24 protein-coding genes are annotated in these 26,928 nt (G+C 64.2%); 6 read left to right on the top strand and 18 right to left on the bottom strand.

Annotation, left to right across the window (positions count from 1 at the left end; genetic code table 11):
* Window positions 1-30 precede the first annotated feature (30 nt).
* The 4 genes from cobS to ACGYLX_RS03060 all read left to right on the top strand — a co-directional run bounded on the left by cobS (window position 31) and on the right by ACGYLX_RS03060 (window position 5,208).
* Window positions 31-1,017, top strand: a complete 987-nt coding sequence (gene cobS, locus ACGYLX_RS03075) for a cobaltochelatase subunit CobS (protein WP_168612009.1) — start codon at window positions 31-33, stop codon at window positions 1,015-1,017.
* Window positions 1,018-1,122: 105 nt separating this feature from the next.
* On the top strand, window positions 1,123-3,000 hold the full coding sequence (gene cobT, locus ACGYLX_RS03070) for a cobaltochelatase subunit CobT (RefSeq protein ID WP_168612008.1): 1,878 nt from the start codon (window positions 1,123-1,125) through the stop codon (window positions 2,998-3,000).
* 42 nt (window positions 3,001-3,042) lie between these two features.
* A complete protein-coding gene (locus tag ACGYLX_RS03065; RefSeq protein ID WP_168612007.1) occupies window positions 3,043-4,833 on the top strand; it encodes an aminopeptidase P family protein in 1,791 nt (596 codons plus the stop codon).
* Window positions 4,834-4,863: 30 nt separating this feature from the next.
* Window positions 4,864-5,208: a DUF427 domain-containing protein gene (locus tag ACGYLX_RS03060; protein ID WP_168612006.1), complete on the top strand. Its 345-nt coding sequence runs from the start codon at window positions 4,864-4,866 to the stop codon at window positions 5,206-5,208.
* Between the two features lie 7 nt (window positions 5,209-5,215).
* Here the strand turns inward: ACGYLX_RS03060 and ACGYLX_RS03055 are convergent, their stop codons facing one another.
* The 16 genes from ACGYLX_RS03055 to ACGYLX_RS02980 form a co-directional block, all read right to left on the bottom strand.
* On the bottom strand, window positions 5,216-6,901 hold the full coding sequence (locus ACGYLX_RS03055) for a chloride channel protein (protein WP_168612005.1): 1,686 nt from the start codon (window positions 6,899-6,901) through the stop codon (window positions 5,216-5,218).
* Window positions 6,902-6,963: 62 nt separating this feature from the next.
* Complete coding sequence (recN, locus tag ACGYLX_RS03050) at window positions 6,964-8,634, bottom strand: DNA repair protein RecN (protein WP_168612004.1); 1,671 nt, start codon at window positions 8,632-8,634, stop codon at window positions 6,964-6,966.
* A 32-nt stretch (window positions 8,635-8,666) separates the two neighbouring features.
* The gene (locus ACGYLX_RS03045) at window positions 8,667-9,533 is read right to left on the bottom strand and encodes an outer membrane protein assembly factor BamD (protein WP_067263264.1); all 867 of its coding nucleotides are present in this window, start codon (window positions 9,531-9,533) and stop codon (window positions 8,667-8,669) included.
* 241 nt (window positions 9,534-9,774) lie between these two features.
* Window positions 9,775-10,698 (bottom strand): UDP-3-O-acyl-N-acetylglucosamine deacetylase, encoded by a 924-nt coding sequence (lpxC, locus tag ACGYLX_RS03040; protein ID WP_168612003.1) that lies wholly within the window; start codon window positions 10,696-10,698, stop codon window positions 9,775-9,777.
* 207 nt (window positions 10,699-10,905) lie between these two features.
* Window positions 10,906-12,516 carry a cell division protein FtsZ gene (ftsZ, locus tag ACGYLX_RS03035; RefSeq protein ID WP_168612002.1) on the bottom strand — a complete coding sequence of 537 codons (1,611 nt, stop codon included), beginning with the start codon at window positions 12,514-12,516 and terminating at the stop codon, window positions 10,906-10,908.
* Window positions 12,517-12,689: 173 nt separating this feature from the next.
* Complete coding sequence (gene ftsA / locus ACGYLX_RS03030) at window positions 12,690-14,024, bottom strand: cell division protein FtsA (protein WP_067263257.1); 1,335 nt, start codon at window positions 14,022-14,024, stop codon at window positions 12,690-12,692.
* A gap of 30 nt (window positions 14,025-14,054) precedes the next feature.
* Window positions 14,055-14,936 carry a cell division protein FtsQ/DivIB gene (locus tag ACGYLX_RS03025; protein ID WP_168612001.1) on the bottom strand — a complete coding sequence of 294 codons (882 nt, stop codon included), beginning with the start codon at window positions 14,934-14,936 and terminating at the stop codon, window positions 14,055-14,057.
* Entirely contained in the window at window positions 14,924-15,805 is an 882-nt protein-coding gene (locus ACGYLX_RS03020) for a D-alanine--D-alanine ligase (protein ID WP_394448081.1), read from the bottom strand. Before ACGYLX_RS03020 ends, ACGYLX_RS03025 begins: the two co-directional genes overlap by 13 nt.
* A gap of 127 nt (window positions 15,806-15,932) precedes the next feature.
* Window positions 15,933-16,880 (bottom strand): UDP-N-acetylmuramate dehydrogenase, encoded by a 948-nt coding sequence (murB, locus tag ACGYLX_RS03015; RefSeq protein ID WP_394410197.1) that lies wholly within the window; start codon window positions 16,878-16,880, stop codon window positions 15,933-15,935.
* A 39-nt stretch (window positions 16,881-16,919) separates the two neighbouring features.
* Window positions 16,920-17,219 carry a hypothetical protein gene (locus tag ACGYLX_RS03010; RefSeq protein ID WP_168611998.1) on the bottom strand — a complete coding sequence of 100 codons (300 nt, stop codon included), beginning with the start codon at window positions 17,217-17,219 and terminating at the stop codon, window positions 16,920-16,922.
* Window positions 17,216-17,482 (bottom strand): DUF2484 family protein, encoded by a 267-nt coding sequence (locus tag ACGYLX_RS03005; RefSeq protein ID WP_168611997.1) that lies wholly within the window; start codon window positions 17,480-17,482, stop codon window positions 17,216-17,218. Before ACGYLX_RS03005 ends, ACGYLX_RS03010 begins: the two co-directional genes overlap by 4 nt.
* A complete protein-coding gene (locus tag ACGYLX_RS03000; RefSeq protein WP_168611996.1) occupies window positions 17,479-17,730 on the bottom strand; it encodes a DUF2484 family protein in 252 nt (83 codons plus the stop codon). The genes ACGYLX_RS03005 and ACGYLX_RS03000 overlap by 4 nt, the downstream gene beginning before the upstream one ends.
* Window positions 17,727-19,145: a UDP-N-acetylmuramate--L-alanine ligase gene (murC, locus tag ACGYLX_RS02995; RefSeq protein WP_394447251.1), complete on the bottom strand. Its 1,419-nt coding sequence runs from the start codon at window positions 19,143-19,145 to the stop codon at window positions 17,727-17,729. The genes ACGYLX_RS03000 and murC overlap by 4 nt, the downstream gene beginning before the upstream one ends.
* Entirely contained in the window at window positions 19,142-20,266 is a 1,125-nt protein-coding gene (locus ACGYLX_RS02990) for a UDP-N-acetylglucosamine--N-acetylmuramyl-(pentapeptide) pyrophosphoryl-undecaprenol N-acetylglucosamine transferase (protein WP_168611994.1), read from the bottom strand. The genes murC and ACGYLX_RS02990 overlap by 4 nt, the downstream gene beginning before the upstream one ends.
* Window positions 20,266-21,432, bottom strand: a complete 1,167-nt coding sequence (gene ftsW / locus ACGYLX_RS02985) for a putative lipid II flippase FtsW (protein ID WP_067261784.1) — start codon at window positions 21,430-21,432, stop codon at window positions 20,266-20,268. Before ftsW ends, ACGYLX_RS02990 begins: the two co-directional genes overlap by 1 nt.
* A 172-nt stretch (window positions 21,433-21,604) precedes the next feature.
* Entirely contained in the window at window positions 21,605-22,132 is a 528-nt protein-coding gene (locus ACGYLX_RS02980; protein WP_168611993.1) for a peroxiredoxin-like family protein, read from the bottom strand.
* Window positions 22,133-22,243: 111 nt separating this feature from the next.
* Here ACGYLX_RS02980 and ACGYLX_RS02975 point away from each other — a divergent pair, with 111 nt between their 5' ends.
* Window positions 22,244-23,419 carry an NAD(P)/FAD-dependent oxidoreductase gene (locus ACGYLX_RS02975; RefSeq protein WP_168611992.1) on the top strand — a complete coding sequence of 392 codons (1,176 nt, stop codon included), beginning with the start codon at window positions 22,244-22,246 and terminating at the stop codon, window positions 23,417-23,419.
* 8 nt (window positions 23,420-23,427) lie between these two features.
* Here ACGYLX_RS02975 and murD read toward each other — a convergent pair whose 3' ends face one another.
* A complete protein-coding gene (gene murD / locus ACGYLX_RS02970; RefSeq protein WP_394447248.1) occupies window positions 23,428-24,828 on the bottom strand; it encodes a UDP-N-acetylmuramoyl-L-alanine--D-glutamate ligase in 1,401 nt (466 codons plus the stop codon).
* A gap of 73 nt (window positions 24,829-24,901) precedes the next feature.
* Here murD and ACGYLX_RS02965 point away from each other — a divergent pair, with 73 nt between their 5' ends.
* On the top strand, window positions 24,902-25,828 hold the full coding sequence (locus ACGYLX_RS02965; RefSeq protein WP_067261778.1) for a glutaminase: 927 nt from the start codon (window positions 24,902-24,904) through the stop codon (window positions 25,826-25,828).
* Window positions 25,829-25,832: 4 nt separating this feature from the next.
* Here ACGYLX_RS02965 and mraY read toward each other — a convergent pair whose 3' ends face one another.
* Window positions 25,833-26,915, bottom strand: a complete 1,083-nt coding sequence (mraY, locus tag ACGYLX_RS02960; protein ID WP_168611989.1) for a phospho-N-acetylmuramoyl-pentapeptide-transferase — start codon at window positions 26,913-26,915, stop codon at window positions 25,833-25,835.
* Between the last annotated feature and the right edge of the window lie 13 nt (window positions 26,916-26,928).

Here is a 26,928-nt window from a genome sequence, read left to right as displayed (position 1 = left end):
CCGCGCGCCTAAGGAAAAGGATGACGAGCGATGGCCGACGGTGCACTGGAACATGACATGAAACCCACCGAAGAGGTCTCGGTGCGCGATGTCTTTGGCATCGACACCGATATGGTCGTCAAGGGTTTCCCGCAGCGCACCAGCCGCGTGCCAGAAATCGACAGCACCTATAAGTTCGATCCCGACACCACGCTGGCGATCCTCGCAGGCTTTAGCCACAACCGCCGCGTCATGATCCAAGGCTACCACGGCACGGGCAAATCGACCCATATCGAACAGGTCGCCGCCCTGCTGAACTGGCCCACTGTGCGCGTCAACCTCGACAGCCACATCAGCCGGATCGACCTCATCGGCAAAGACGCGATCAAGCTGCGCGACGGCAAGCAGGTCACCGAATTCCACGAGGGCATCCTGCCTTGGGCGCTGCGCAACCCGACCGCGATTGTCTTTGACGAATATGACGCGGGCCGCGCCGATGTGATGTTCGTGATCCAGCGCGTGCTGGAGCATGACGGCAAGCTTACGCTGATGGATCAGAACGAGATCATCACCCCGCACCCCTATTTCCGTCTTTTCGCCACGGCCAACACCGTGGGCCTGGGCGACACCACCGGCCTTTACCACGGCACCCAGCAGATCAACCAAGCGCAGATGGACCGTTGGAGCCTTGTCGCCACGTTGAACTACCTCAGCATCGACGCCGAGACCGCGATCGTGCTGGCCAAGAACCCGCATTACAACACCGAGAAGGGCCGCAAGACCCTCAAGCAGATGGTCACCGTGGCCGACCTCACCCGCACCGCCTTCATGAATGGCGAGCTGTCGACCGTGATGAGCCCGCGCACCGTGATCGCTTGGGCGCAGAACGCCGAGATCTTCCGCAATGTGGGCTATGCTTTCCGGCTGTCTTTCCTCAACAAATGCGACGAACTTGAGCGCCAGACCGTGGCCGAGTTCTATCAGCGTTTGTTCGACGAGGAACTGCCTGAAAGCGCGGCCAGCCTGAGCTTGGGCTAAGCCGCCCCGGCGGGTTCGCCCGCCGCCCTGCAGGACGCGTTTCGGCACGCGAAGGCGCCCTGCCCTTCCCAGACGCGCGCCTGCCTGACAGACAAGGGGACCGGCATGAGTAAACAAAGCGACAACCCCGCTGACGCGTTCAAAAAAGCGCTGGCCGAGGCGACCAAGGTCATGGCCGATGACGCCGAGCTGACGGTCAGCTACTCGGTCGACCCCTCGGGGCTTTCCGGCGACGCGATGCGCCTGCCGCAAGTGAGCCGCCGGATGACCCGCGAAGAGGTGCTGCTGGCGCGCGGCACAGCCGATGCGCTGGCGCTGAACCGCCGCTACCACGATGCCGCGACCCACGCCCGTTATGCGCCCCAAGGCGACATGGCGCGCGAGCTTTACGAGGCGATGGAGACCGCACGCTGCGAGGCCATGGGCGCGCGCGACATGCCCGGCACCGCCGGCAACATCGACGTCAAGATCAAGCATGAAGCCCTGCGCCGGGGCTACGATCAGGCCAAACAGGCCAGCGACGTGCCACTCTCGGTCGCGGCGGGCTATATGGTGCGGCATCTGGCCACCGGGCGGGATCTGCCCGCAGGGGCCGAGAACGCCATGGAACTCTGGCGCGGCTTTATCGAAGATCAGGCGGGCGGCACGCTCGAAGGGATCGACGGCAGCCTTGCCGATCAGGCGGATTTCGCGCGGCTGGCCCGCAAGATGATCTCGGACCTCGGCTATGGCGATCAGTTGGGCGACGATCCCGACAGCCAAGACGAGGATCAAGAGGATCAGGCCGAAGAGGGCACCGAAGAAGAGCAGGATCCCGACAGCACCGGCCAAGACGATCAGGACGAGGAAGAGGCCGAAGGCACTCCCGAAAACAGCCAAGAGCAGCAGCAGGACGAAAGTCAGGCGCAGGTCTCGATGGATGACGAGGCCGATCAGGAGCTAGGCGACGAGGCGGAGATGCCCGAGGGCGACGCGCCGATGGACCCGCCGCCGCCGCCGCCCGTCTCGGACGCCGACCCGGAATACCGTGTCTATCTGGGTGACCACGACGAGGTGATCGGGGCCGAGGAATTGGCCGAACCCATCGAATTGGAACGCCTGCGCGCTTATTTGGATCAGCAGCTCGAGCCGCTGAAAGGCGCTGTGGGCCGTCTGGCGAATAAGTTGCAACGCCGCCTGCAAGCGCAGCAAAACCGCTCGTGGGAATTCGACCTTGAAGAGGGCACGTTGGACGCGGGCCGTCTGGCGCGGGTGGTGGCGAATCCGACCACGCCGCTCAGCTTCAAGATCGAGAAGGACACCGAGTTCCGCGACACCGTCGTGACGCTGCTCTTGGACAACTCCGGCTCGATGCGAGGCCGCCCGATCTCCATCGCCGCGATCTGCGCCGACGTGCTCGCCCGCACGCTGGAGCGCTGCAACGTCAAGGTCGAGATCCTCGGCTTTACCACCCGCGCCTGGAAGGGCGGACAGGCGCGCGAGGCGTGGCTTAACGATGGCCGCCCCGCGCAGCCCGGTCGGCTGAACGATCTGCGCCACATCATCTACAAAAGCGCCGACGCCCCTTGGCGCCGGACGCGCGACCACTTGGGTCTGATGATGAAAGAGGGACTGCTGAAAGAGAACATTGACGGTGAGGCGCTGGAATGGGCGCACCGGCGGATGCTGGCGCGGCATGAGGCGCGCAAGATCCTCATGGTAATTTCCGACGGCGCGCCGGTGGATGACAGCACCCTGTCGGTGAACCCGGCCAACTATCTGGAAAAACACCTGCGCGACGTGATCGCCATGGTCGAAAAACGCCGCGCGGTCGAGCTTTTGGCGATCGGGATTGGCCATGATGTCACGCGTTATTACGACCGCGCCGTCACGATCACGGATGTGGATCAGCTTGCCGGGGCGATGACAGAACAGCTTGCAGCACTCTTTGACAGCGATCCGCGGAAACGGGCGCGTGTCATGGGCATGCGCCGCGTGGGCTGAACCGTCGGGTCGGTATTTGAAAAAGGATGAAGGAGGGGCCGCGTGTTCCAGAGTTTCGAGGTCACCGCGCGTCCGGAACAGGGTCCCCCGCGTTTGGCGGCGCTGCGGGCGGAGTTGCAGGCGGCGGGCTTGGACGGGTTTCTCGTGCCGCGCGCCGATGCGCATCAGGGTGAGTATGTTGCCCCGCGGGATGATCGGCTGGCTTGGCTGACGGGGTTCACCGGCTCTGCCGGGTTCTGTGCGGCGCTGCGCGATGTGGCCGGGGTTTTCATCGACGGGCGCTATCGGACGCAGGTCAAAGCGCAGGTGGCGGATGTCTTTACCCCGGTGCCTTGGCCCGAGGTGTCTTTGGCCGATTGGTTGAAAGATCAATTGCCCGCGGGCGGTGTGGTTGGTTTTGATCCGATGTTGCATACGCCCGCGCAGATGGATCTTTTGTTCGAGGCCTTGGCGGGGTCTGGTATCGAGATGCGGCGCGTCTCGAATATGGTCGACCGTATTTGGGAAGACCAGCCCGATGCACCGATGGGCAAGGTGGCGGCGCATACTGAGCGTTTTGCCGGGGAAAGCCATGAGGCCAAACGCCGGCGTTTGGCCGCGGATTTGCGCGCGGCGGGGCAGAAGGCGGCATTGATCACCCTGCCCGACAGCCACAACTGGTTGCTGAACATTCGCGGGCAGGACATTCCGCGCAACCCGGTGGCCCATGGTTTTGCCGTGTTGCATGACGATGCGCGGGTCGATCTTTTCGTGGCGGCTGAGAAGCTTGTGGATGTGGAGGACCATCTGGGGCCAGAGGTGGTGCAGCGTGACCCCGAGGTTCTGGCGGATTATCTCCGCGCGCTGGAAGGGCCGGTGCGGATTGATCGACAGTCGGCGCCGCTGTTGTTTGCTGATTTGCTGGGGGATCGGGCGCAGCCGGGAGAAGACCCCTGCGCCTTGCCCAAGGCTTGCAAGAATGATGCCGAGATCGCTGGCGCGGCAGAGGCACATTTGCGTGATGGTGCGGCGATGGTCGAACTGCTGGCCTGGCTAGATGCGCAGGCGCCCGGCACGGTCACCGAGACGCAGGTGGTGCAGCAGTTGGAAGCCCTGCGCCGGCGCGATCCCGCCCTGCGTGACATCAGTTTCGAGACGATTTCGGGCACCGGGCCAAACGGGGCGATCATCCATTACCGGGTGAATGAAGAGACCGACAGCGTGTTGCAGGAGGGGCATCTTTTGGTGCTCGACAGCGGCGGTCAGTATCTGGACGGCACCACCGATGTTACCCGCACCATTGCCATCGGCAGCCCCGATCCGGAGGCGCGCGCGGCTTTCACGCGGGTGCTTTCGGGGATGATCGCCATGAGCCGTCTGCGCTGGCCGCGCGGGCTTGCGGGCCGGGATATCGAGATGCTGGGCCGTTTGCCGCTTTGGATGGCGGGGCAGGATTTCGATCACGGTTTGGGCCATGGGGTGGGCGCCTATCTGTCGGTTCATGAGGGGCCGCAGAGGTTGAGCCGGATGAGCCATGTGCCGCTGGAATCGGGTATGATCCTCAGCAATGAGCCGGGCTATTACCGCGAGGGGGCCTTTGGCATTCGGATCGAGAACCTGTTGGTGGTGCAAGAAGCCCCCGCCCTGCCCGGCGGTGATGCGCATCGCAAGATGCTTGATTGGCGCACGCTGACGCTGGTGCCGATCGATCGGCGTTTGATTGATGTGGCGGCGCTCAGCCCCGAGGCGCGGGACTGGTTAAACGCCTATCACCGCGACGTGGCGGAAAAGATCGGGCCGCGGGTATCACCTGTTACAAAACTGTGGTTGGATGCGGCAACGGCGCCCCTGTGAGCGTCCGATTTAAGTAAAGGGGGGTACGGCATGGCCGACCATATCAAGATTACTCCGGCTGAGGGCACATGGGTTGTTCGCGCTGGCGGGGCCGTATTGGGCGAGTCCACGGGCGCGCTGGAATTGCGCGAGGGGGACTATCCGCCGGTGATCTATTTCCCGCGTGGCGACATCGCCATGGCGTTCCTCGATGGCACCGACAAGACCACCCACTGCCCGCATAAGGGCGATGCGACCTATTTCTCGGTGGTGACCAAGAGCCGGACCTTGCAGGACGCCGTTTGGTCTTATGAAGACCCGAAGGAGGATGTGGCCGCGATCAAGGGCTATTTGGCTTTCACCCCGATGGAAGAAATCGCCATCGAACGGATCTGAGCGCGGCTCAGGAATGCTCCTCTGCCGCCGTGGCGGCGAGGGCGCGGTTATAGGCTTTCAGCGCATCGACATGGAACAGCGCGCCCAGCAATTCGGGCGGCGCATCCGCGCTGAGGGTGACCACCGGGATAAAGTTGGAATGGGTCTGATCGAACAGCGGCAGAGCGGCCTCTAGCGTGGCGCTGCCGTCGATATAGGTGCCCTTGTCGATCAAATCCCAACAGGCGTCTTCCGCCGCCGCGTCTTCGTCATCGGGGCGGCGCATGATGCGGCCCACCATGAACATCGAGAGCAGATAGGCTTGCGGGCCTGCGGCCAGATGGATGCCCCGCCGCTCCATCTGGGTAAGGAAGAAGGACCGGTCGACCAGCCGGGAGGCCAGTGCGGTCGACATGCTGACGGCGACCATCACCGCCAGTCCGGTCTGCCAGTCGCCCGTCATCTCAAACACGATGAGCGTGGTCGAGATCGGCGCGCCCAGCACGGCGGCCGCCACCGCGCCCATCCCCGCCAGAGCATAGAGCGAGGAAGACCCCGAAATCTCGGGGAAGACACCGGTGGCGATGATCCCGAAGCCAAGCCCGGTCAGGGCGCCCAGCATCAGCGAGGGCGAGAACACCCCGCCGCCCATGCGCCCGCCAAGCGTGATCGCCACGGCGGCGACCTTGAGCACAGCAAAGATGATCGCCTCATGCAGCACCAGTTCGCCGACCAGCGCGCGGGAGGTCGTCTCATAGCCCACGCCGATGATATGCGGGAACCAGAGCGCGATGACCCCAAGGATCGCCCCCGCCACCGCCGGGCGCAGCCAACGAGCGAGACCGGTGCGCGCTTGCAGGTAGTTGCCGAAATCCTCGGCCCAGAAGATCGCGCGCATCAGCACGACCGACACCAGACCGCAGGTCAGCCCCAAAAGCAGGAAGGCGGGCAGTTCGACGTAGAATTGCACGTCGCCAAGGCCCGGTAGGACGAACTCTGTCAGCCCACCGAACTCCAGCCGGTTGATCACCGTGCCTGCGGCGGAGGCGATGACGATGGGGGCGAAGGCGTGGACTGCAAAGTGGCGCAGCACGACTTCGAGCGCGAAGAGCGCGCCAGCGATGGGCGCGTTGAAGCTGGCCGAGACCGCCGCCGCCACGGCGCAGCCCAAAAGATCCCGCCCGGTGATCCCATCGGCCTTGATGAAGCGGCTGACCTTGGTCGAGATCACGGCGGCGAGATGCACCACCGGCCCTTCGCGGCCCGATGAGCCGCCCGTGGACAGGGTGATGAGCGAGGCCAACGCCGAGGCCACCCCGGTGCGGGTCTCGACCCGACCGTCGTGCATGGCAGCGCCGAGGATCACATCGCCCACGCTGCGCGCGCGCCCGTCGCGGGTGAAACGGTGCAGGATCAACCCCACAAGCAACCCGCCCAAGGTCGGGATCAGCACCACCCAATACCACGGCAGCCCGGCAAGGAAACTGTGCAGGAATTGCACATCGTCCGTGCCGTAAAGCGTGGCCTGCAACCAGTTGATCCCCTTGCGAAAGAACAGGGCGGCAAAGCCCGCAGCGATGCCCACCAGCAGCGCGATAAACCAGAATGTGACCTTCCCCGGCCCGCGGGTGCGCAGCACCGTCCAGCCCTGTTTGCAGCCGCCAAGCGCCTGCTGAAGTTGTTGGGAAAAGAAAGCGTTATCTTGCGAAGGCATGGGACTAAGACCAGTTGAACCCTTTCTGTCTAGGGCAAGCTGACCTTGGGTAAAACCGCCATTTAAGAAGTCATCGCGCCCTGTTGCCCGTTAAGCAGTGCCTCCGCCGCCGCGCGGGCCGCATCGGTGATCGTATCGCCCGCGAGCATTCGGGCGACTTCGTCCACACGCTCTTCGGCGGCGAGGGCGGTGACGGTGGAGGTGGTCATGCCCTTGGTCACCGATTTCGCCACACGCCAGTGATGCGCGCCAAGGGCTGCGACCTGCGGCGAATGGGTGACGACCAAGACCTGCCCCTCGGCGGCCAGCGCCTTCAGGCGGCGGCCCACGGCGTCGGCGGTCGCGCCCCCTACCCCGCGGTCGATCTCGTCAAAGATCAGGGTGAGGCCGGATTGGGTCTGGGTCAGGCAAACCTTCAGCGCCAAAAGGAAACGGCTGAGCTCCCCGCCCGAGGCGATTTTGCCCAAGGGTCCGGCAGGCGCGCCGGGGTTCGTAGCCACGGTGAAAGAGACCGCATCGCGCCCCTCGGGGCCTGCGGGTTCCTCGGTCAATTGCGTCTGGAACACTGCGCGTTCCATCTTGAGCGGGGCAAGCTCCGCCGCGACGGCTTTGTCGAGATTGACTGCGGCCTTGCGGCGCTTCTCGGTCAAGGCGGTGGCCCGTTCGTCGTAAAGCGCCTGCGCATCGCGGACGGCTTTCTCCAGCCCCTCCTGCGCCGCTTCGCCCGCATCGAGCGCGTCGAGCTTGGCACGCAGCGTGTCGGCGAAACCGGCCAGCTCATCGGGCTGCACGTCATGTTTGCGTGCAAGGCCGCGGATTGCAAAGAGCCGCTCTTCGCAGGCTTCCAACTCATAGGGGTCGAACGACATGCCGTCGATCGCATCGGCCACACCGGACATGGCCTCGTCCAGCTCCACCATGGCGCGGTTGAGCGCGGCGAGCGGGCCTTCCAGCGCGCCTTCGGCCTTGTCGGCTACCCCATCGAGCCAGCGCAGCGCGTCGCCCATGGCGGTCTCTGCCCCGCCTTGGCCCAACAACTCATAAGCGTTGACCACATCGCGGCGGATTTTCTCGGCCCCCTGCATCTGGCGGCGGCGGGTGTCGAGGGTGGCCTCCTCCCCCGCTTCTGGGTCGAGCTTGTCCAACTCGGCCACGGCGTGACGCAGGAACTCTTCCTCGGCGGCGATGGCCTCGCGTTCGGCGGCAGCGGCGGCAGCGGCTTTGCGGGCGGCCCCGAGGGCGTTCCACGCCTCGCGCAGCTTGGCAATCGCACGGGCATTCCCGGCGTAATCGTCCAAGATGGCACGGTGTCCCCGCGGGTTGAGCAGACCGCGGTCATCATGCTGGCCGTGCAGTTCCACCAATGTTTCGGACAGGCGGCGCAGCACCTCACCCGAACAGCGGCGGTCATTGACCCACGCGGTCTTGCGCCCGTCGGAGGTGTTGATGCGGCGCAGGATCAACTCATCCCCGGCGGGCAGCCCCGCATCTTCTAGCACCGCATGGGCCGGATGGTCGGGCGCCAGATCGAACCATGCGGTCACCTCGCCCTGTTCGGCCCCTTGACGCACCAGATCGGCACGACCGCGCCAGCCCAGAACAAAGCCGAGCGAATCCAAAAGGATGGACTTGCCCGCGCCGGTCTCACCGGTCAGCACGTTCAGCCCCGGCTGGAAGCCAAGCTCCAGCCGGTCGATGATCAGCATGTCTGAAATATCAAGTCCGCGCAGCATCTAGAACCGTCGGGTGGGCGATCCCACCCCCCTTAAAGCCACTCGCCCTTGATGGTCTGGCGATAGGCTGCACCCAGCCAATTGTCTTTGTAGAAGGCAGGCTCAAGGCCGCGCCCGGTCAGCAGTTTGTAGCTGTCCTCATACCACTCAGACCCCCGGTAGTTGTGGCCAAGGATGGCCCCCGCCGTCTGCGCCTCATGGTTCAGGCCGAGCGAAAGATAGGCTTCGACAAGACGGTGCAGCGCTTCGGCGGTGTGGGTCGTGGTCTGGAAATCCTCGACCACGACGCGGAAGCGATTGATCGCGGCGGTATAGTGATCGCGGCGCAGGTAGTAGCGGCCGATCTCCATCTCCTTGCCCGCCAGATGGTCGAAGGCGAGGTCGAATTTCAGAATCGCGGAGCGGGCATATTCGCTGTCCGGGTAGCCTTCGATCACGGCGCGCAGGGATTGCAACGCTTGGAAGGTCAGCCCCTGATCGCGGCCCACTTCGTCGATCTGATCGTAATAGCTCAGCGCCAAGAGGTACTGCGCATAGGCGGCATCGTCATCGGCGGGGTAGAAATCAATGAAACGCTGCGCGGCGGAGCGGCTGTTGGGATAGTCCTGATCCTTGTGATAGGCGAAAGCCTGCATGATCAGGGCGCGTTTGGCCCATTCGGAATAGGGATAGAGACGCTCGATCTCAGCGAAATAGAATGCCGCTTCGCCGGGGTTGTTGTTGGTCAGCTCATATTCGCCGCGCTCGAAAATCTGCTCAGCCGAATAGGTTTCAAGCGGGATTTCCTGCGGGTTAAAGAAGTTCCCGTCAGAGCGTCCGTCACCACCGCCGCAGGCTGCCAATGTCGCGACCAGAAGCACCGCACTGATCGTCCGCTTGCGCGATCCCGCTACCGTCATGCCCGCACCCCTTGCATCGTCCAACCCATGGTCTTTGACCCTCTTGCGCATGTGACTAGCACAATAAACTGCGTTGCAAAACGCCCATTCCGCCCCCGTCCGCAGGCGGCTGCGCGGCGGCGCATCGCTGGGTCAGGCTTGTCACTTCGGCTTAGTGAATACAAGGCATTGGCAGGGCGTTCAATGGCACTTCGCCGCCTAAGCGCCCTGCGCTTCGCGGTGCTGTTCCCCTTCCCCGGGATCAGGCAACCTGCGGGATTTCATCCCAGATCAGGCCGGAGCCGGGCAGCCGCGCCGTTTGCGCCGCATCGCAGGCCACCAGACGCACGGCGTCCGGCGTGGCAAAGAGCGCGCGCAGCAGCGTGTTGGTCAGCGAATGGCCCGCGCGTTTGCCTTCGTAATGGCCCAAAAGCGGCGCCCCGGCCAGCGCCAGATCGCCGAGCGCGTCGAGCATCTTGTGGCGCACAGGCTCATCCGCGTGGCGCAGGCCGCCGGGGCTGACCACGGCATCGCCATCGAAAACCACCGCGTTCTCACCCGCTTCGCCACCAAGCGCCAGACCATTGGCCTGCATCGCCTCGACATCCGCCTGACGGCAGAAGGTGCGGCTGTCGCAGAGTTCGCGCGCGAAAGAGCCATTGTTCATCACCAGCGACTTGCGCTGCTGGCCGATGGCGGCATCGGCAAAGTCGATCTCAAAGTCGATGCGCAGCGTATCCGCGGGAGAAATGGTCGCGACCGCGTCGCCATCCTGCACGGTGATGGTTTTCAGCACTTCGAAGGCCATCACGGGGGCTGCAAGCTGGCGCAGTCCGCGCTGCATGATGCCGCGCACGAAAGGCACGGAGGAACCATCGAGGATCGGCACTTCGGGGCCATCGATCTCAATCAAAAGGTTGTGGATGCCGCAGCCCGCCACGGCGGCCATCAGATGCTCGACGGTCGAGATCGACAGGCCGGTGGGGTTTTCCAGCTTGGTGCAGAGCGGCGAGCGGTTCACCGCGTCCCAGCGGGCGGGGATCAGACGGTCACCGACCGCCACATCGCTGCGCGAGAACCAGATGCCGTGATGGGCCGACGCCGGGCGCAGTGTCACCGTCGCAGGCAGACCGGAGTGCAGGCCTGTGCCAGTAAAACTTACCGCTGATTTGATCGTTGTCTGCACCGGGTCATCCTCAAGCTTCGAACATCTTCTTGTTTGTTGAACTCTGGATTAAGGGGCGGGTTCGTTTTGCTCAACTCAATCTTTGCAACGGTCTGAAACATCATTGCAACATTTGAGCGCGGCTGCGCTCACCCGGGGGCAAGGTATTGTTATTAAACGAAAAAGGGCCGCCCTAAGGCGACCCTTTCATCATCTATCGTGATCAGTTCAGTTGGCCTGACGGCGCAGGAACGCGGGGATTTCGATGCGTTCTTGATCGGGATCGTTGTTTTCCTGCGGCTGCGGCACGGCGGCAGAGGCGCGGGTTTGCACCGGCGGCTGCTGACGCGCGGGGCGGGCTTGCGCCTCGCCTTCGGCGTGGCCGGTCATCCGGTTGATCAGGGAGTTGATGCCGAAACGGCCCTTGTCGCCCTGCTCACCCTGCTGCTGCTGGGCCTGACGGTGCTGCTCGGGCGCTGCTTTTTGGGCAGCGGCGCGCAGGCGGGCCAGCGCTTCGGGGGACGGTGTGCCGGGTGTCGGCGCGCGCGGTGCGACGAAGGCTTCGGGTTCGGCTTCGATGTTCTCTTCCTGACGCGGCTCGAATGCGGCCACTTCGGGCTGGTAGGCCGGTGCGGGCAGACCGTCGTCATCTTCGACAACGTTCTCGTCCTCATACTGGTCCTGCTCACGCTGTGTCGGCTGGAGGTCTTGGAACAGGGCGGCCTGTTCGACTTCCTGCGGCGCTTCGGCGGCCACGGAGGCAGCGACCGGCGCCTGTGCGGCGGAAACCTGCGCCACATCGTCAACCGATACGTTCTGACGCAAAGGCTGGCTCATGGAGCGGCGCGGGACCGGGATTTCGGTGTTCACATCGGTGGCGTCGATGCCAGTGGCGACAACGCTGACGCGCATCAGGCCACCAAGGCTTTCGTCCAGCGTGGAGCCGACGATGATGTTCGCTTCGGGGTCCACTTCCTCGCGAATGCGGTTGGCCGCTTCGTCGAGTTCGAACAGGGTAAGGTCCTGACCGCCGGTGATGTTGATGAGCACGCCCTTGGCGCCGCGCAGGCTGATTTCGTCCAGCAGCGGGTTGGCGATGGCTTTCTCGGCGGCTTGGATGGCGCGATCTTCGCCCTCGGCCTCGCCTGTTCCCATCATCGCCTTGCCCATCTCGTCCATCACGGCGCGGACATCGGCGAAGTCGAGGTTGATGAGACCCGGACGGACCATCAGGTCGGTCACGCCCTTCACACCTTGGTACAGCACGTCATCGGCAAGCGAGAAGGCTTCGGTGAAGGTGGTCTTTTCGTTCGCCAGACGGAAGAGGTTCTGGTTTGGAATGATGATCAGCGTGTCGACGACCTTTTGCAGCGTCTCAACGCCATCTTCGGCCTGACGCATGCGCTTGGCGCCTTCGAACTGGAAGGGCTTGGTCACGACGCCGACGGTCAGCACGCCCAGTTCACGCGCGGCCTGCGCGATGATCGGAGCCGCCCCGGTACCGGTGCCGCCGCCCATGCCAGCGGTGATGAAGCACATATGCGCGCCGGCAAGATGGTCGACGATCTGCTCGATGCTCTCTTCGGCAGCGGCAGCACCGACAGAGGCACGCGCGCCCGCACCCAGACCTTCGGTCACTTTGATGCCCAGTTGCACGCGGTTCTCGGCCTGCGCCTGTTGCAGCGCCTGTGCGTCGGTGTTGGCCACGACGAAATCAACACCGTCAAGTTGCTTTTCGATCATGTTATTGACCGCGTTGCCGCCTGCCCCGCCAACACCGAAGACGGTGATACGGGGTTTCAGATCATCATGTCCTGGCATTGAAAGGTTGAGTGTCATGTGCTGTCCGCCTGTCCAGTTATCCGCGTTCTGCGGGAGTTTTTCGACCAAATTTACCCGACCCTACCGGGCTAGGGCCGCATCGTCACCTAAAAAACATCGTTTTGACGCTAAATATGGGCAGAAACTTGCCAGTTTCCGCCTTATCTCGGGCTTCTCACCCGATATTGGGGTCACCAGTTGTCTCTAAACCATTTCACCGCGCGTTTGAGCGAGCGGGACGGGTAGCGATCGGCGGGAATGTCGAAATCCCACCATTCGTCCTGCGGATGCGCCGCGAAAAGCGCAAGCCCCACGGCAGAGGCGAAGCCCGGCCCCGTCGCGGCCTGCGGCAGCCCATGCACGCGCAGCGGACGCCCCAGACGAACCTGTTGGCCAAGGATCTTGCTGGCCAGCCCATCCAGACCCGGTATCTGACTGCCCGCCCCGGTAAGCACAATCTGCTGGCTTGGCAAGTGGTCGAAACCGGCGGCATCCAGCCGAACGCGGACCTCTTCGAGGATCTCTTCGACCCGCGGGCGCATGATGCCGATCAACTCCGCCCGGCTGGCGGTGCGACGGTCGTGTTCGTAATCACCGGTCTCGCCGCCGATCTCGATCATGTCGCGGTCGTCCATGCCGGTGGCATGCACCCCGCCGTAGAAGGTCTTGATCCGCTCGGCATTGGCCATCGGCACTTGCAGGCCCATGGAGATGTCGGAAGTGACGTGATCCCCGCCCATCCGCACCGTATCGGCATAGATCATATGTTTCTTGATAAAGATCGACAGGCCGGTGGTGCCACCGCCAAAGTCGATACAGGCGGCACCGAGCTCCTGCTCATCCTCGACCAGCGCCGAGATGCCCGAGGCGTAGGAGGAGGAGGCGATCCCGGCAAGTTCCAGATCACAGCGTTTGATGCAATGGGCCAGATGCTGCACCGTATCGGCGTCGACGGTCAGCATATGCATGTCCACCGAGAGGCTGTTGCCCAACTGGCCGCGCGGGTCGGCCAGACCGCTGCGGTGATCCAGCGCGAAGTTCACCGGCTGGGCGTGCAGCACCTCGCGGCCCTCGCCATATTCCGGCACGTCGCAGCCCGCCAGCACCCGCGCCACGTCTTGCTCCGAGACCGATTGCCCCTCCAACTCGACCGAGGCGTCGAGCCCATAGCTGCGCGGCTCCCCGCCCGAGAAACAAGCGATGACGTGATCGACGCGGATACCGGCCATCTTCTGTGCCGCCTGAAGGGCGGTGCGGATCGCGCGCTCAGTCTCGCCCATGGCGCAAATCTCACCAAAGCGAACCCCGCGCGAGCGGGTGGTCGCCGCCCCGATGACCCGGAACCCCGACTGCCCGGCCAAGGACCCGATGTCGCCGCTGTCGCTATCAAGCCCCGCACCGTCAAAGCGCAGCACCAGACAGGCGATCTTGGAGCTGCCCACATCCAAAATGGCAACCACCCCGCGTTGGATCGCCAATTTGCGCATGTGCCGCATCGAACGCTGACTGTCGTATAGGTCCATCATTTCGTTACTGTCCCGATTCCAATGGCCATCTTACTGGCCGGAAAGCTGCCTGATGTGCCACCATTCGCGGGTGGCATCTTCGTTCATTCTAAGGGTCGGTCTTGCCGCCAACCGCATGTCCACACGCGCCACGTCCCGCGTAAGAACCTCTTGTGCGCCTTCCAGCGCGATCACCCGTTCCAGCGCTTGCAGCGCGTTTTCTTCGGGCAACATGATCGTTTGATCGCGGTCCAGCACCACGTCCCAGCGGCGCTGACCAACGCGGACCAAACCGCGCAGCCGGTCGCCCAAGACAGTCGCGGCCCCGATCAGCTTGAGCGCCTCGGGCACCGCTTTGTCGGCCCCTGCCCCGGCGATCAGCGGCAGGTCGGCATGATCGCGACGCGCCTCGATCCGTGCCACATGTGCACCGGTATTGTCCACCAAAGCCAGCCCCGTTTCACTGCGCCAGACGGCCACAGGCACGCGCGGGGTCACGTCGATTTGCAGCACGCCGCCGGGGCGGATGCGCACATTGGCCTGTTTTACCCCGTCGATGTCGGTGATCTTCTCGCGGATCTGCGGCAGGTCGAGATCGAAGGAGGACAGCGGAAATTCCAGCGGCAGCGCGGTGCGGATTTCGGTCGAGAGCATGTCGCTCGCCCCGTCGATGGCCATGAGTTTGACCATGAACTCGGGCCGCTCTTCGATGCTGGCGCGCACGTCGGCGATGGCCTGCACCACGGTGCCGCGCCGCTCTTCGTCCGCCATATAGATCGTGCCTGCCAGCAGGCTCAGCGTGAAGGGCAGCCCCACGCGCAGGGCAAAGCGGAAACCCGGCGTCAGCATCAACCGCTGCATGCGCCATGACCACCGCGATGGGGCGGGGTCGGGCTTGACCGTTTCCGGGCGGCGGCGGATCAGCGATCGCATGAGGCATCCTCCACCATCCAAGCGCAAAGCTCAGGGAATGAAATGCCGCAGGCGGCGGCCTGCTCGGGTGAGAGCGAAGTGGCGGTCATGCCGGGCTGGGTGTTGGTCTCCAACAGGATCAGCCCCTCTGGGCCGCGCGCCTCGTCCCAGCGAAAATCGGTGCGGCTGATGCCCTTGCAGCCAAGCGCCGCATGGGCGCGGCGGGCATAGTCGAAACACAGATCGGTGATCTCTTGCGGCAGATCGGCGGGCACCACGTGGCGCGAGCCGCCGGGCTTGTATTTCGCGTCATAGTCATACCAGCCGGTGGTGATGATATCCGTCACCGCCAACGCCCGGTCGCCCATCACGGTGGTGGTCAGCTCACGCCCCGGCGCGAAGGTCTCGACCATCACCTCGGCGGGCATGTCTTCGGACAGTTGCGGCGGGCCGTTGTTTTCCTCGGCCACGAGGTAGACCCCAACCGAAGAGCCTTCGTTGTTGGGCTTCACTACATAGGGCGGCGCCATGACATGGGCGGCCATCACATCGGCCTTGGGCGCGATGACGCTTTCCAACACCGGCAGCCCCGCGTGGCGGAACACATCCTTGGAGCGCTGTTTGTCCATCGCAAGCGCCGAGGCCAGCACGCCGGAATGGGTGTAGGGCAGCTTGAGCCACTCCAGCAACCCCTGCACACAGCCATCTTCGCCCCAACGGCCATGCAGGCAATTCAGAACGGCATAGGGGTTGAGATCTGTCAGAACGGCTGGAAGATCGCGGTCGGCTTCGACCTCGATCACGTTATATCCGCCATGTTCCCGCAAGGCAGCGGCGCATGCACGCCCACTGGACAGGGACACCTCACGCTCGGCCGAGGGGCCACCCATCAATACCGCCACTGTCGGGGTCTGTCCGCTCGACTTACCCACCAAAGTGCCTCTTCGCCTCGGACCGTTTGCGGCCCCTATCGTTGTTTTCTTTGCTTCTGCCGTGGCTTAGCTGCTGCGCCGCGGCTTAGCTTTGCGGCGCCGGATCGCCCAATTTCTCACCGACGCGCTTAATTTCCCATTCTAGCCTTATACCGCTTGAAGCGTAAACCTTTTTTCGCACCTCTTCGCCCAATGTCTCAAGATCATGGGCCGTAGCGCCGCCGGTGTTGATCAGGAAGTTTGAGTGCTTCGGGCTCATCTGCGCGCCGCCTACGGTGGCCCCGCGCATTCCGGCGTCGTCGATCACCTTCCACGCCTTCAGGTCATGCACATCATCCGCCTTCCCGGTCGAAGAGAAGCCCGCCGGATTGCGGAAAGTGGATCCGGCGCTGCGGTCTTTCGTGGGCTGGCTCTCATCCCGCTTGGCAAGCTGCTGCTCCATCCGAGCGTGCAGCTCCTCCGGCTCGCCTTTGGGCGGTGCAAAGGTCGCCCCGATCAGCACCGCGCCCGGGGACAAATCGCTTTGCCGGTAGCGGAAGTTGAGGTCATCTGCCGTCAGGGTCACCACCTCGCCCGCGCGGGTCACAGCCTGAGCCGAGACGAAGTGATCCGCCGTGTAGCTGCCGTAACAACCCGCATTCATGCGCAACGCGCCGCCGATGCTGCCGGGAATGGTGCGCAGAAAGGTCAGGTCCAGCCCCGCATCCGCCGCCTTGCGTGCCACATGGGCGTCGAGTGCCGCCGCCCCCGCCGTCACCTGATCGCCGTCGATCTCAATCCCGTTGAAACCGCGGCCCAGCCGGATCACCACCGCCCGCAGCCCGCCGTCCCGTACGATGAGGTTACTGCCCACGCCCATGGGGAAAACCGTCACCCCTTGCGGCAGGCGCCGCATGAAAAGGCACAGGTCCTCCACATCGGCGGGTTGGAACAGATAATCCGCAGGGCCGCCAACGCGGAGCCATGTCAGGTCGCTCAGGGCGCGATTTGGGGTCAGCCTGCCGCGCAGGTCGGGGATGTTCAGCTTAATCATGGCGCCGGACTTAGCGCATTTATAAGGCGGGGCAAACCATCAAGAAGACGGCGGATCGACACGGCTCTCGCGCCAGCGTTTCGCCACCCGCCCGGCAAGCCAGCCCAGCCCGAAACCGCCCACCGCATAGAATAGGACGGAAAGCTGCGCCAAAAGCGCATGCGGTTCGAACACCCGCGCATCCAGCCCGAAAACCATCCATGTGGCATTGAGCGCAAAGCCTGTTGCCAGCACGAGAAAGAACCACAGCACGCGGGCGCGAAAACCTGTCCAGATACAGGCGACCATCCAGACCGCAAAGACCGACAGCAGCGCCACAAGGGTCGGCGTCAGGGTCATTCCGCCGGGCCTTTGACCCGGCCTGCCCCGCGGCGCAGCCAGCGCGCGAAATAGACCACAGGCCAGCGCAGCACCGAACAGCCCCCCGCCAGCACCAACAGACCCAGCCACGGGCCGTGCTGCGCGGTGACGAAACCAACGATCGGTATGCCCACAACGATCAGCAGATAGGCGCTGCGCCAATGGGAATCCTTGCTGGGCGTCATGGCAAGGATGTTCGCGATCACGAACCAGAAACAGGCAAGGATGAGAGACAGGCTCATTTCGGCAGCTCCGGCTTTTGGCCCCGCAGCCGCGCCCAGAGATAGCGCAGCGGGTTGCGGAACATCGACAGGAACGCCAGCAGCGCCAAAAGCGCATAGGCCCAAGACTGGGTCACACCGATGGCGACGATCAACAAGGGCGCGACAATCAGCAGAACCACCCCCGGCAGGTATTGAGAGCGCAGCGGCAGCATGGCCACGGTCACGGCGGCGAAGACCCAGAGGATCGACAGCCAGACGAGGCTCACGCAGCTGCCCCCTTGGCCGCGCGCAGCGCCTCGGGCAGGTCATTGGCCCAGCCGCTGATCGTACCCGCCCCAAGGCAGACCACCATATCGCCCGGGCGCGCTTCGCGCAGGACCAGTTGCGTCAGCGCCTCGGCATCCTCGACCGCATAGGCGCGGCGATGGCCGTGCTGGATCAACCCCGCGACCAGCCCCTCCCGGTCGGCACCGGGAATGGGCTCTTCGCCCGCGGCATAGACATCGGCGATGCCGACGACATCGGCATCGTTGAAACAGGCGCAGAACTCGTCAAAGTGATGCGACAGGCGGGAATAGCGGTGCGGCTGGTGAACGGCGATCACGCGGCCCGCGCTGGCCTGCCGCGCGGCTTTCAGCACGGCGGCAATCTCAACCGGGTGGTGGCCGTAGTCGTCGATGATGGTCACGCCGTCCACCTCGCCCACGCGGGTAAAGCGGCGGTTCACCCCGCCGAAGCTGCCCAAAGCGTCGCGGATTTGCTCAAGCTTCATCCCAAGGTGCCGCGCCACGGTCACCGCCGCCAGCGCGTTCGAGACGTTGTGATCGCCGGGCATCGGCAGGGCGCAGTTTTCGATCACCTTGTCTTCGGACTGAAGATGCACGTCGAAATACGCCACGCCGTCTTTGTAATGCAGCCCCACGGCGCGCACATCGGCCTGCGCGTTGAACCCATAGGTCATCACCCGGCGGTCGGTGAGCTTGCCCACAAGCGACTGCACCTCCGGGTGATCGGTGCAACAGACCGCCAGCCCGTAGAAGGGGATGTTCGAGACGAAGTTCAAAAACCCCTGCCGCAAGGTGTCGAAGTCGCCCCAATGCTCCATATGCTCGGGGTCGATATTGGTGACGATGGCGATGGTGGCGGGCAAGCGGTTAAAACTGCCGTCGCTCTCATCCGCCTCGACCACCATCCAGTCGCCCTGCCCCATGCGCGCGTTGGAGCCATAGGCATGGATGATTCCGCCGTTGACGACCGTGGGGTCGATACCGCCTGCGACCAGCAGTTCTGCGACCAGCGTGGTGGTCGTCGTCTTCCCATGAGTCCCCGCCACGGCGATGTTGGACTTGAGCCGCATAAGCTCGGCCAGCATCTCGGCCCGGCGGACGACGGGCAAGCCACGGCGACGGGCCTCGTCCAACTCGGCGTTGCCCGGCTTGATCGCCGAAGAAATCACGACCACCGCCGCGCCTTCGATATTCTCAGCCGCCTGCCCCTCGAAGATGCGCCCGCCCAATTCGGCCAGCCGCACGGTGATCTTGGTGGTTTTGAGGTCCGACCCCTGCACCTTGTAGCCGTGGTTCAAAAGCACTTCGGCGATGCCGGACATGCCGATGCCGCCGATGCCGACGAAATGGATCGGGCCGACATCGGTCGGCAGTTTGGTGGCGGCGGCGTTCATTGCGGGTGTTCCTCTTCTGCGGGGGTGAGCGTGCCTTGGGCGGCAAGCTGCTCAACCATATCGGCCAATGTCTCGGCCGCGTCGGGTTTGCCGACCGAAAGCGCGGCGCGCGCCATCTGCATTGCCCCTTCGGGCATCTCAAGCACGGCGAGGATCTGGTCGGTCATGATATCTGGATTGGCTTTGCGTTCGGGCACCATGATCGCGGCCCCGGCTTCGACCAAGCCGCGGGCATTGGCGCTTTGGTGATCCCCCGCCGCGGCGGCAAAGGGGATCAGGATCGACGGACGCCCGATGACCGACAGGTCGGCCACGCTGGAGGCACCGGAGCGGCTGATCACCAGCTGCGCCTCGGACATGCGGCGGGGCACATCGTCAAAGAAGGGGCGCACATCGGCGCTGATGCCGGATTCGGCGTAGTAGTCCGCCACCCGCTGGCCGTCTTCGTCGCGGGCCTGGTGGCTGACACGGATGTTGCGGATCATGTTCATCGGCAGGGCCGCGAGCGCCGGGGGCACCACGTCCGAGAGGATGCGCGCGCCTTGGCTGCCGCCCATCACCAAGACCTCCATCGGGTAGTCACCCGGCGGGATATAGGCGGCACCGGCGCGGTCCAGCACGGCGGCGCGGACCGGATTGCCCACATGCCAGCCCTGCACGCCCTCAGGCAGCTTGGTGGGCCAGATGCCGCAGGCCACGGCGTGAACCCGTTTGGCAAAAATCTCATTCACGCGGCCCAGAATGCCGTTCTGCTCATGGATCATCCGCGGCATGCGCAGCGCCCAAGCAGCACCAAGCGCGGGGATCGACGGGTAGCCCCCAAAGCCCACCACAACCGATGGCCGGTCGCGCAGCATGTTGAGGCCCGAGCGGACCACACCGGCGGCGATGCGGAAGGGCACCAGCGCCTTGGCCACCACCCCGCCCCGGGCAAAGGTGGCGCTGCTGATCTGGCTGATCTCGACCGCTTCGGGAAAGCCGCCGGTATAGCGCGCGCCGCGCGCATCGGTGCTGAGCTTCACCCGCCAGCCGCGCTTCAACATCACCTCGGCCAAAGCCTGCGCAGGAAACATATGCCCACCGGTCCCCCCGGCGGCGATGATCAACAGTGGGGCAGCCATCAGCGGCGGCCCCGACCCAGAATATCGCTGATCTCACCCTGCGGGCGGGTCCGGGTAAAGGCCAACAACATGCCCACGGCGATGCCGCTGGCGATCACCGAAGAGCCGCCGTAGCTCACAAAAGGCAGGGTCATGCCCTTGGCGGGCAAAAGCCGCACTGCCACACCCATGTTGATCATTGCCTGTACTCCGAATGTGCAGGCCAGCCCGGTTCCGGCCAGCCGGATGAAGGGGTCACGCTCGCGCACCAGACGCAGCAGCGACCGGACGACCACGACAGTATATAGGGCGATAATGCAGACGACCATGATCAGGCCGTATTCCTCGGCGGCGACGGCGATGATGAAGTCGGTATGCGCGTCAGGCAGCGACCATTTCACCTCGCCCTCGCCGACGCCAACGCCGAAAAGCCCGCCCTCGCGGATGGCGTTGGTGGCATAGCCAAGCTGGGTGGTCGGGTCGACATCGACGCTGAGAAAGCCATCAATCCGCCGCGCAAAGTGCTCGGAATTGGAATAGGCGAAGGTGCCCGCCAGAACGACGAGCCCCGCCATACCGACCAACAGCACCATCGGCGCGCCGGCGACGAAATACATCACGCCCCAGCCGAACAGCACGAGACAGGCCTGCCCGAAGTCGGGCTGCATCGCCAGCATCAGCACGATGGAGATACAAAGCGCGAAGGACCACGATTTGCCCGGAGGGCCGTTGATCTCGGTCGCGGCGGCCATCATCCATGCGGCGGCGACCATGAAACCGGGTTTCAGAAATTCAGAGGGCTGGAACGAGGCGAAACCCAGCGAATACCAGCGCGTCGCCCCCTTGCCGAAATCGGTGCCGAAGAAAGGCAACAGCGCCAGCGCCACGAAGGCGACCACAAAGCCCAGCACTGCCAGACGCCGCACCAGCACCGGGGACATCATCGAAGTCAGCAGCATCGCAATCAGCGCCAATCCGCCGAAGAACGCCTGCCGCTGCACATAGTGGAAAGCATCAAAGCCGTTTTTCGCGGCCAAGGGCGGGGATGCGGCCAGCCCCAAAAGCATGCCGACGGCAAAGAGGATCAACACGCAGGACAAAGCCCAACGGTCGACCGTGCGCCACCATTTTGGAAGGATCGGTTCACCATCCCGCACCGGGACCGCGCCATAGACCATCTCTGTCATGGGTATCTGCCTTAACTGCCTCAACGGCCCCTTTGCGGGGTCTCATCCGGGGAGAATAGCCCGAATTGTCATATGAAGCTAGTGCATTTCACCCCGCTAAGGCGGGCGGGGTCAGCGGGGCTTTGCCAAGCCCCGCTGACGGGCGATCAGGTCGCCCCTTCAACGCGCGCGATCAGGCGGTCTTATGGGTGCCGCGCACCGGGTAGCCCTTGTCGCGGACGAATTTGAGGCCGTTCAGCAGACCTTCCAACTCAGGCCGCGCGAAGGGCGCGTTGGAAATGTCGATGATCTGCACCTTGCCCTCATCGTTGATAACGAAGGTCGCAGGTTCGGCGAAGGGCCGATCGGTCTCCTGCGGGCTGCGCGGGTCAGAGATGTAGAGCCCCAGTTCCGCCATCTGGTCGAGGCTGAGGTCATAGCCGATGGGCAGGGTCAGGCTGTCTTCCTCGGCCATGGCCTTGGCCTTCTCCTCGGGGTCACCGGAGACGGCGATCACGTCGACGCCGATCTCATGGAACTGGCTTTGCAGCTTTTCCAATTGCGCGAGATACTTTTTGCAAATCGGGCAGTGCAGGCCGCGGTAAACCACCACCAACTGCCAATCGCGCCCCGCTTGTGGCTGGCCCAAGGTCAGCGTGCCGCCGCCGAGCTTGCTCACGTCCATCTTCGGAAAATCCTGTTCTGCGGTCAGTTTGGTCATTCTCTGCTCCTTTCGTCAGTTGCGTTGCACCCCAGCTATGGCGCCTTGGCAAAGCGGCAACCGGTCTCACGTCTTCTTGACCGGGGCGGCACATTGAGGCAGAGCGCGCCCATGCAAGTCGATACAGCCATTATCGGAGCCGGTGCCGCGGGCATGATGTGCGCTGCCCATGCGGACGGGCGGGTGCTGGTGGTGGACCATGCCAAAGCCCCGGGCGAGAAGATCCGCATCTCGGGTGGCGGGCGCTGCAACTTCACCAATATGTATTGCGAGCCGCAGGCGTTTCTGAGCCAGAACCCGCATTTCGCCAAATCCGCTTTGGCCCGCTACACGCAGTGGGATTTCATTGAGTTGGTCGACCGTCACGGCATCGCTTGGCATGAGAAAACCCTCGGCCAGCTTTTCTGCGACACCAGCGCGAAAGAGATCATCGCCATGCTGCGCGGGTTGATGCAGCAGGCCGGGGTCGATCTGCAACTGAAGAGCAGTGCCAGCAATTTCGCGAAGGTCGATGGGCAGTTCAGCTTCGACCTTCAAACGCCTGATAAGTCGGTGAAAGTCACCGCCCGAAACCTCGTGATCGCCACCGGGGGCAAGTCGATCCCCAAGATGGGCGCGACTGGTATCGCCTATGACATCGCGCGCCAGTTTGGGCTGAGCGTCACCGATACGCGGGCCGGGCTGGTGCCCTTTACCTTTGCCGAAGGCCGCTTCGCGCCGCTGGCCGGTGTGGCCACCCCGGCGCGTATCACCGCCGGAGAAGCCGCGTTTGACGAGGCGCTGCTCTTCACCCATCGCGGCCTCTCTGGCCCCGCCGTCTTGCAGGCGTCCTCCTACTGGCGCGAAGGCGAGGCGATCACCGTGAACCTTGCCCCCGAAGGCACCCTGCTGGACGCGCTCCGCGACCAGCGGCAACGCGCGGGGCGGCGGAACTTCACCACCGTGCTCGCCCAACATCTGCCCGCGCGGCTGGTGGAGCATCTAGGGCAGACGTTCGACCTGTCGGGCAATCTGGCAGATTGGTCCGACGCGCGGCTTTCCGCATTCATCGCAGGCATTGAGAACTGGCAGCTTCACCCCGGCGGCACCGAAGGATATCGCACGGCAGAGGTCACTCTGGGCGGGGTCGATACCGACGGGCTATCCTCCAAGACCCTGGCGGCGAAAGGGGTGCCGGGGCTCTATTTCATCGGCGAGGCCGTGGATGTGACCGGTTGGCTCGGCGGCTATAACTTTCAGTGGGCGTGGTCTTCGGGCATGGCGGCGGCACGGGCGATTGCGGGCTAGGCACCGCCCTACTCCGCCAGCACCTTCTGCACCTGCGCCACGAAATCCTCACCGCGGCGCTCGAAACTGTCGTATTGATCGAAACTCGCCGCCGCCGGGGCCAGCAGGACAACATCGCCCTCTTCGGCCTCTGCCGCCGCCCGCGCCACGGCCTGTTCCATCGTGCCGCAGACTTCGGTCTCTGCCGTGAGTTGCATGGCAAAATGCGCGGCTTCGCGCCCGATCACATAGGCTTTGCGGACCGATCCTTGCGCCTCTGCCAGCCCTTTCAGGCCGCCCTCTTTCTCAAGCCCGCCGCAGATCCAACGGATATTCTTGAACGCCGCCAGCGCCTTGGCCGCGCTGTCGACATTGGTGGCCTTGCTGTCATTGACGTAGCGGACGCCATGCGCCTCGGCCACGGTCTGGCTGCGGTGCGGAAGGCCACCGAAACTGTGGAACGCCGCCTCGATCACCCGCGGGGCAAGGCCGAGCGCGCGGCAGGCGGCATAGGCGGCGCAGGCGTTCTGGTGGTTATGCGCGCCCGGCAGCCCTTGGATGCCGCGCAGGTCGATCGCGCCGACCTGTTTCCCGCGCCGATATTCACTCAAGAACCCCTTGCAGGCAAAGACTTGCCAGCCGGGGCCGGAAAGCTTAGTCTCGGCGCTGATGCGGATCACACGGTCGTCGCTTGGCCCCTCGCTGAGTTGCCCGGCAAGGAAGCGGCCCTCGGCCTCATCCACGCCGATCACCGCGCGGTCCGGGCCACCTTCGGCAAAGAGGCGACGCTTCGCGGCATAGTAGCCCCCCATGCCCGCATGGCGGTCTAGATGATCGGGGCTGAGATTGGTGAAGACCGCCACATCGGGCGTCAGCGCGCGCGCGAGTTCGGTCTGGTAGCTGCTAAGCTCCAGCACCACGACCTCCCCATCCACGGCGGGGTCGAGGTCCAGCACCCCGCGCCCAATGTTGCCCGCCAATTGGCAAGGCCGCCCGACATGCTCAAGGATGTGATGGATCAGCGCCGAAGTCGTCGATTTCCCGTTCGAGCCGGTCACCGCCACCACCCGCGGGGCCACGTCGTAGTGATCCCATGCCAGCGTGGCGAAGCTTTGGAAAAAGAGGCCGATGTCATTGTCCACCGGCACCCCTGCAGCAAGCGCCGATGCCACCACCGGGTTCGGCGCGGGGTAGAGATGCGGGATGCCGGGGCTGACGATCAGCCGGGCGATCTTGTCCAAGGCACCGGGGGCGTTGAGATCGACACAGGCGAAGCCTTCCCGCTCGGCCCGCGCCCGTGCGGCGGGGTTGTCGTCCCAGCAGCTGACCTTGGCCCCGCCCGCTTGCAACGCGCGCGCCGCACTCAGGCCCGAGCGGCCCAATCCCAGCACCGCCACGCGTGCGCCTTCCAAGCCCTGTACTGGAATCATCTGCAATCCCCTGCTACCCGTTGACCCCAGAATGGGGCATGATGCGCCCATCACAAGCCAGAGGCCGCCGAAGATGTCCAGCCCCGCCAAACCTGACCTTGACGATGTGTTGCCGCGCCTCAATGCCATGATGCGCGAGGATGACCACTGGGGTGACGTGGCGGCCTATATCCCGCAACTGGCCAAGGTGGACCCGGCACAGTTCGGCATCGCCGTGGTGACGGCGGATGGCAAATGTCATGTGGCGGGCGATACGCAGGTGCCCTTTTCGGTCCAGTCCATCACCAAAGTCTTTACGCTGGCCATTGCGCTTGGCCGCTCGGGCGACCAGCTCTGGCACCGCGTGGGGCGGGAGCCTTCGGGCCGGGCCTTCAACTCCATCGTGCAGTTGGAGCAGGAACAGGGCCGCCCGCGCAATCCCTTCATCAACGCAGGCGCGATCGTCACCACGGATGAAGTCTTGGGTAACCGCGAGCCGCGCGAGGCGCTGGCCGAGATCCTGCGTTTCGTGCGCGAAGCGGCGGGGACGGACGACATCCACATCAATGACACCGTCGCCGCGTCAGAGACCGATTTTGGCCACCGCAACTTTGCACTGGCGCATTTTTTGGCGAGCTACGGCAACCTCATCAACGCGCCGGAACGCACGCTCGGCACCTATTTCCACCATTGCGCGATGGAGATGACGGTGGAGCAGCTTGCCATGGCGGGCCGTTTCTTGATCGAAGCGCCGGACGTGCCGCGCTTGGTGGCCCCCAGCCGCATCCGACGGCTTAACGCGCTGATGCTGACCTGCGGGCATTATGACGGATCGGGCGATTTCGCCTATCGCGTGGGCCTGCCGGGCAAGTCCGGTGTGGGCGGCGGCATCCTCGCCATCGTGCCGGGGCGGGCCAGCATCGCGGTGTGGTCGCCGGGGCTCAATCGCTATGGCAACAGCCAAAAGGGCACCGAAGCACTGGCCCTTTTGGCGCGTCACATGGATTGGTCGATCTTCTAAGGGCTTAGCGCACCTTCAGCGTCGCCAGACCCAGCAGGGCGAGGATAAGTGAAATGATCCAGAAACGGATCACGATCTGCGGCTCGGCCCAGCCCTTTTTCTCGTAATGGTGGTGGATCGGTGCCATCAGGAACACCCGCTTGCCGGTGCGCTTGAAGTAGAGCACCTGCACGATCACCGAAAGTGCCTCCACCACGAAGAGCCCGCCGACCACCGCCAGCACCAATTCGTGCTTGGTGGCCACGGCGATGGCGCCCAAGGCCCCGCCAAGCGCCAGCGAGCCAGTGTCGCCCATGAAGACGGCGGCGGGCGGCGCGTTGTACCACAGGAACCCGAGGCCGCCACCGAAGAGACCGGCGGTGAAGATCAGGATTTCGCCCGTCCCCGGCACATAGTGCACGTCGAGGTAGTCAGTGAAGTCGACCCGGCCCACGGCATAGGCGATGACGCCGAGCGCACCGGCGGCGATCATCACCGGCATGATCGCCAGACCATCCAAGCCGTCGGTCAGGTTCACCGCATTGGCCGAGCCGACGATGACGATGATGGCGAAGGGCACAAAGAGCACCCCGAGGTTGATCAACGTGTCTTTGAACACCGGCAGCGCAAGCTGGTACTGCAACTCAGCCGGATGGTATTGCGCGGCCCAATAGCCCGCGATGCCCGCGATCAGAAAACCTAGCAAAAGCCGCAGCTTACCCGGCACGCCATCGGTGTTTTGCTTACTGACCTTGGCGTGGTCGTCGGCATAGCCGATGGCGGCGAAACTCATGGTGACGAAAAGCACCAGCCAGACGAAAGGATTGTCGAGCCGCGCCCAAAGCAGGGTCGATGTCAGCAAGGCCCCCACGATCAGCAGCCCGCCCATGGTGGGCGTGCCCGCCTTGGCGAAGTGCCCCTCTGGGCCGTCATCGCGGATCGGCTGGCCCTTGCCCTGCCGCTTGCGCAGCACTTCGATCAGCGGTTTACCGAAGATAAAGCCGAACACCAGTGCCGTCAGAAACGCCCCGCCCGCGCGGAAGGTGATATAGCGAAACAGGTTAAAAAAATCGCCGCCATCCGACAGCAGCGTCAACCAATAGAGCATATATCGCGTCCTA

The sequence above is a fragment of the Sulfitobacter sp. 1A13496 genome (genome assembly GCF_043557225.1).
GTDB lineage: Bacteria > Pseudomonadota > Alphaproteobacteria > Rhodobacterales > Rhodobacteraceae > Sulfitobacter > Sulfitobacter faviae.
Note: the sequence above shows the minus strand (reverse complement) of the source record. Positions and strands in the feature narration are given on the sequence as shown.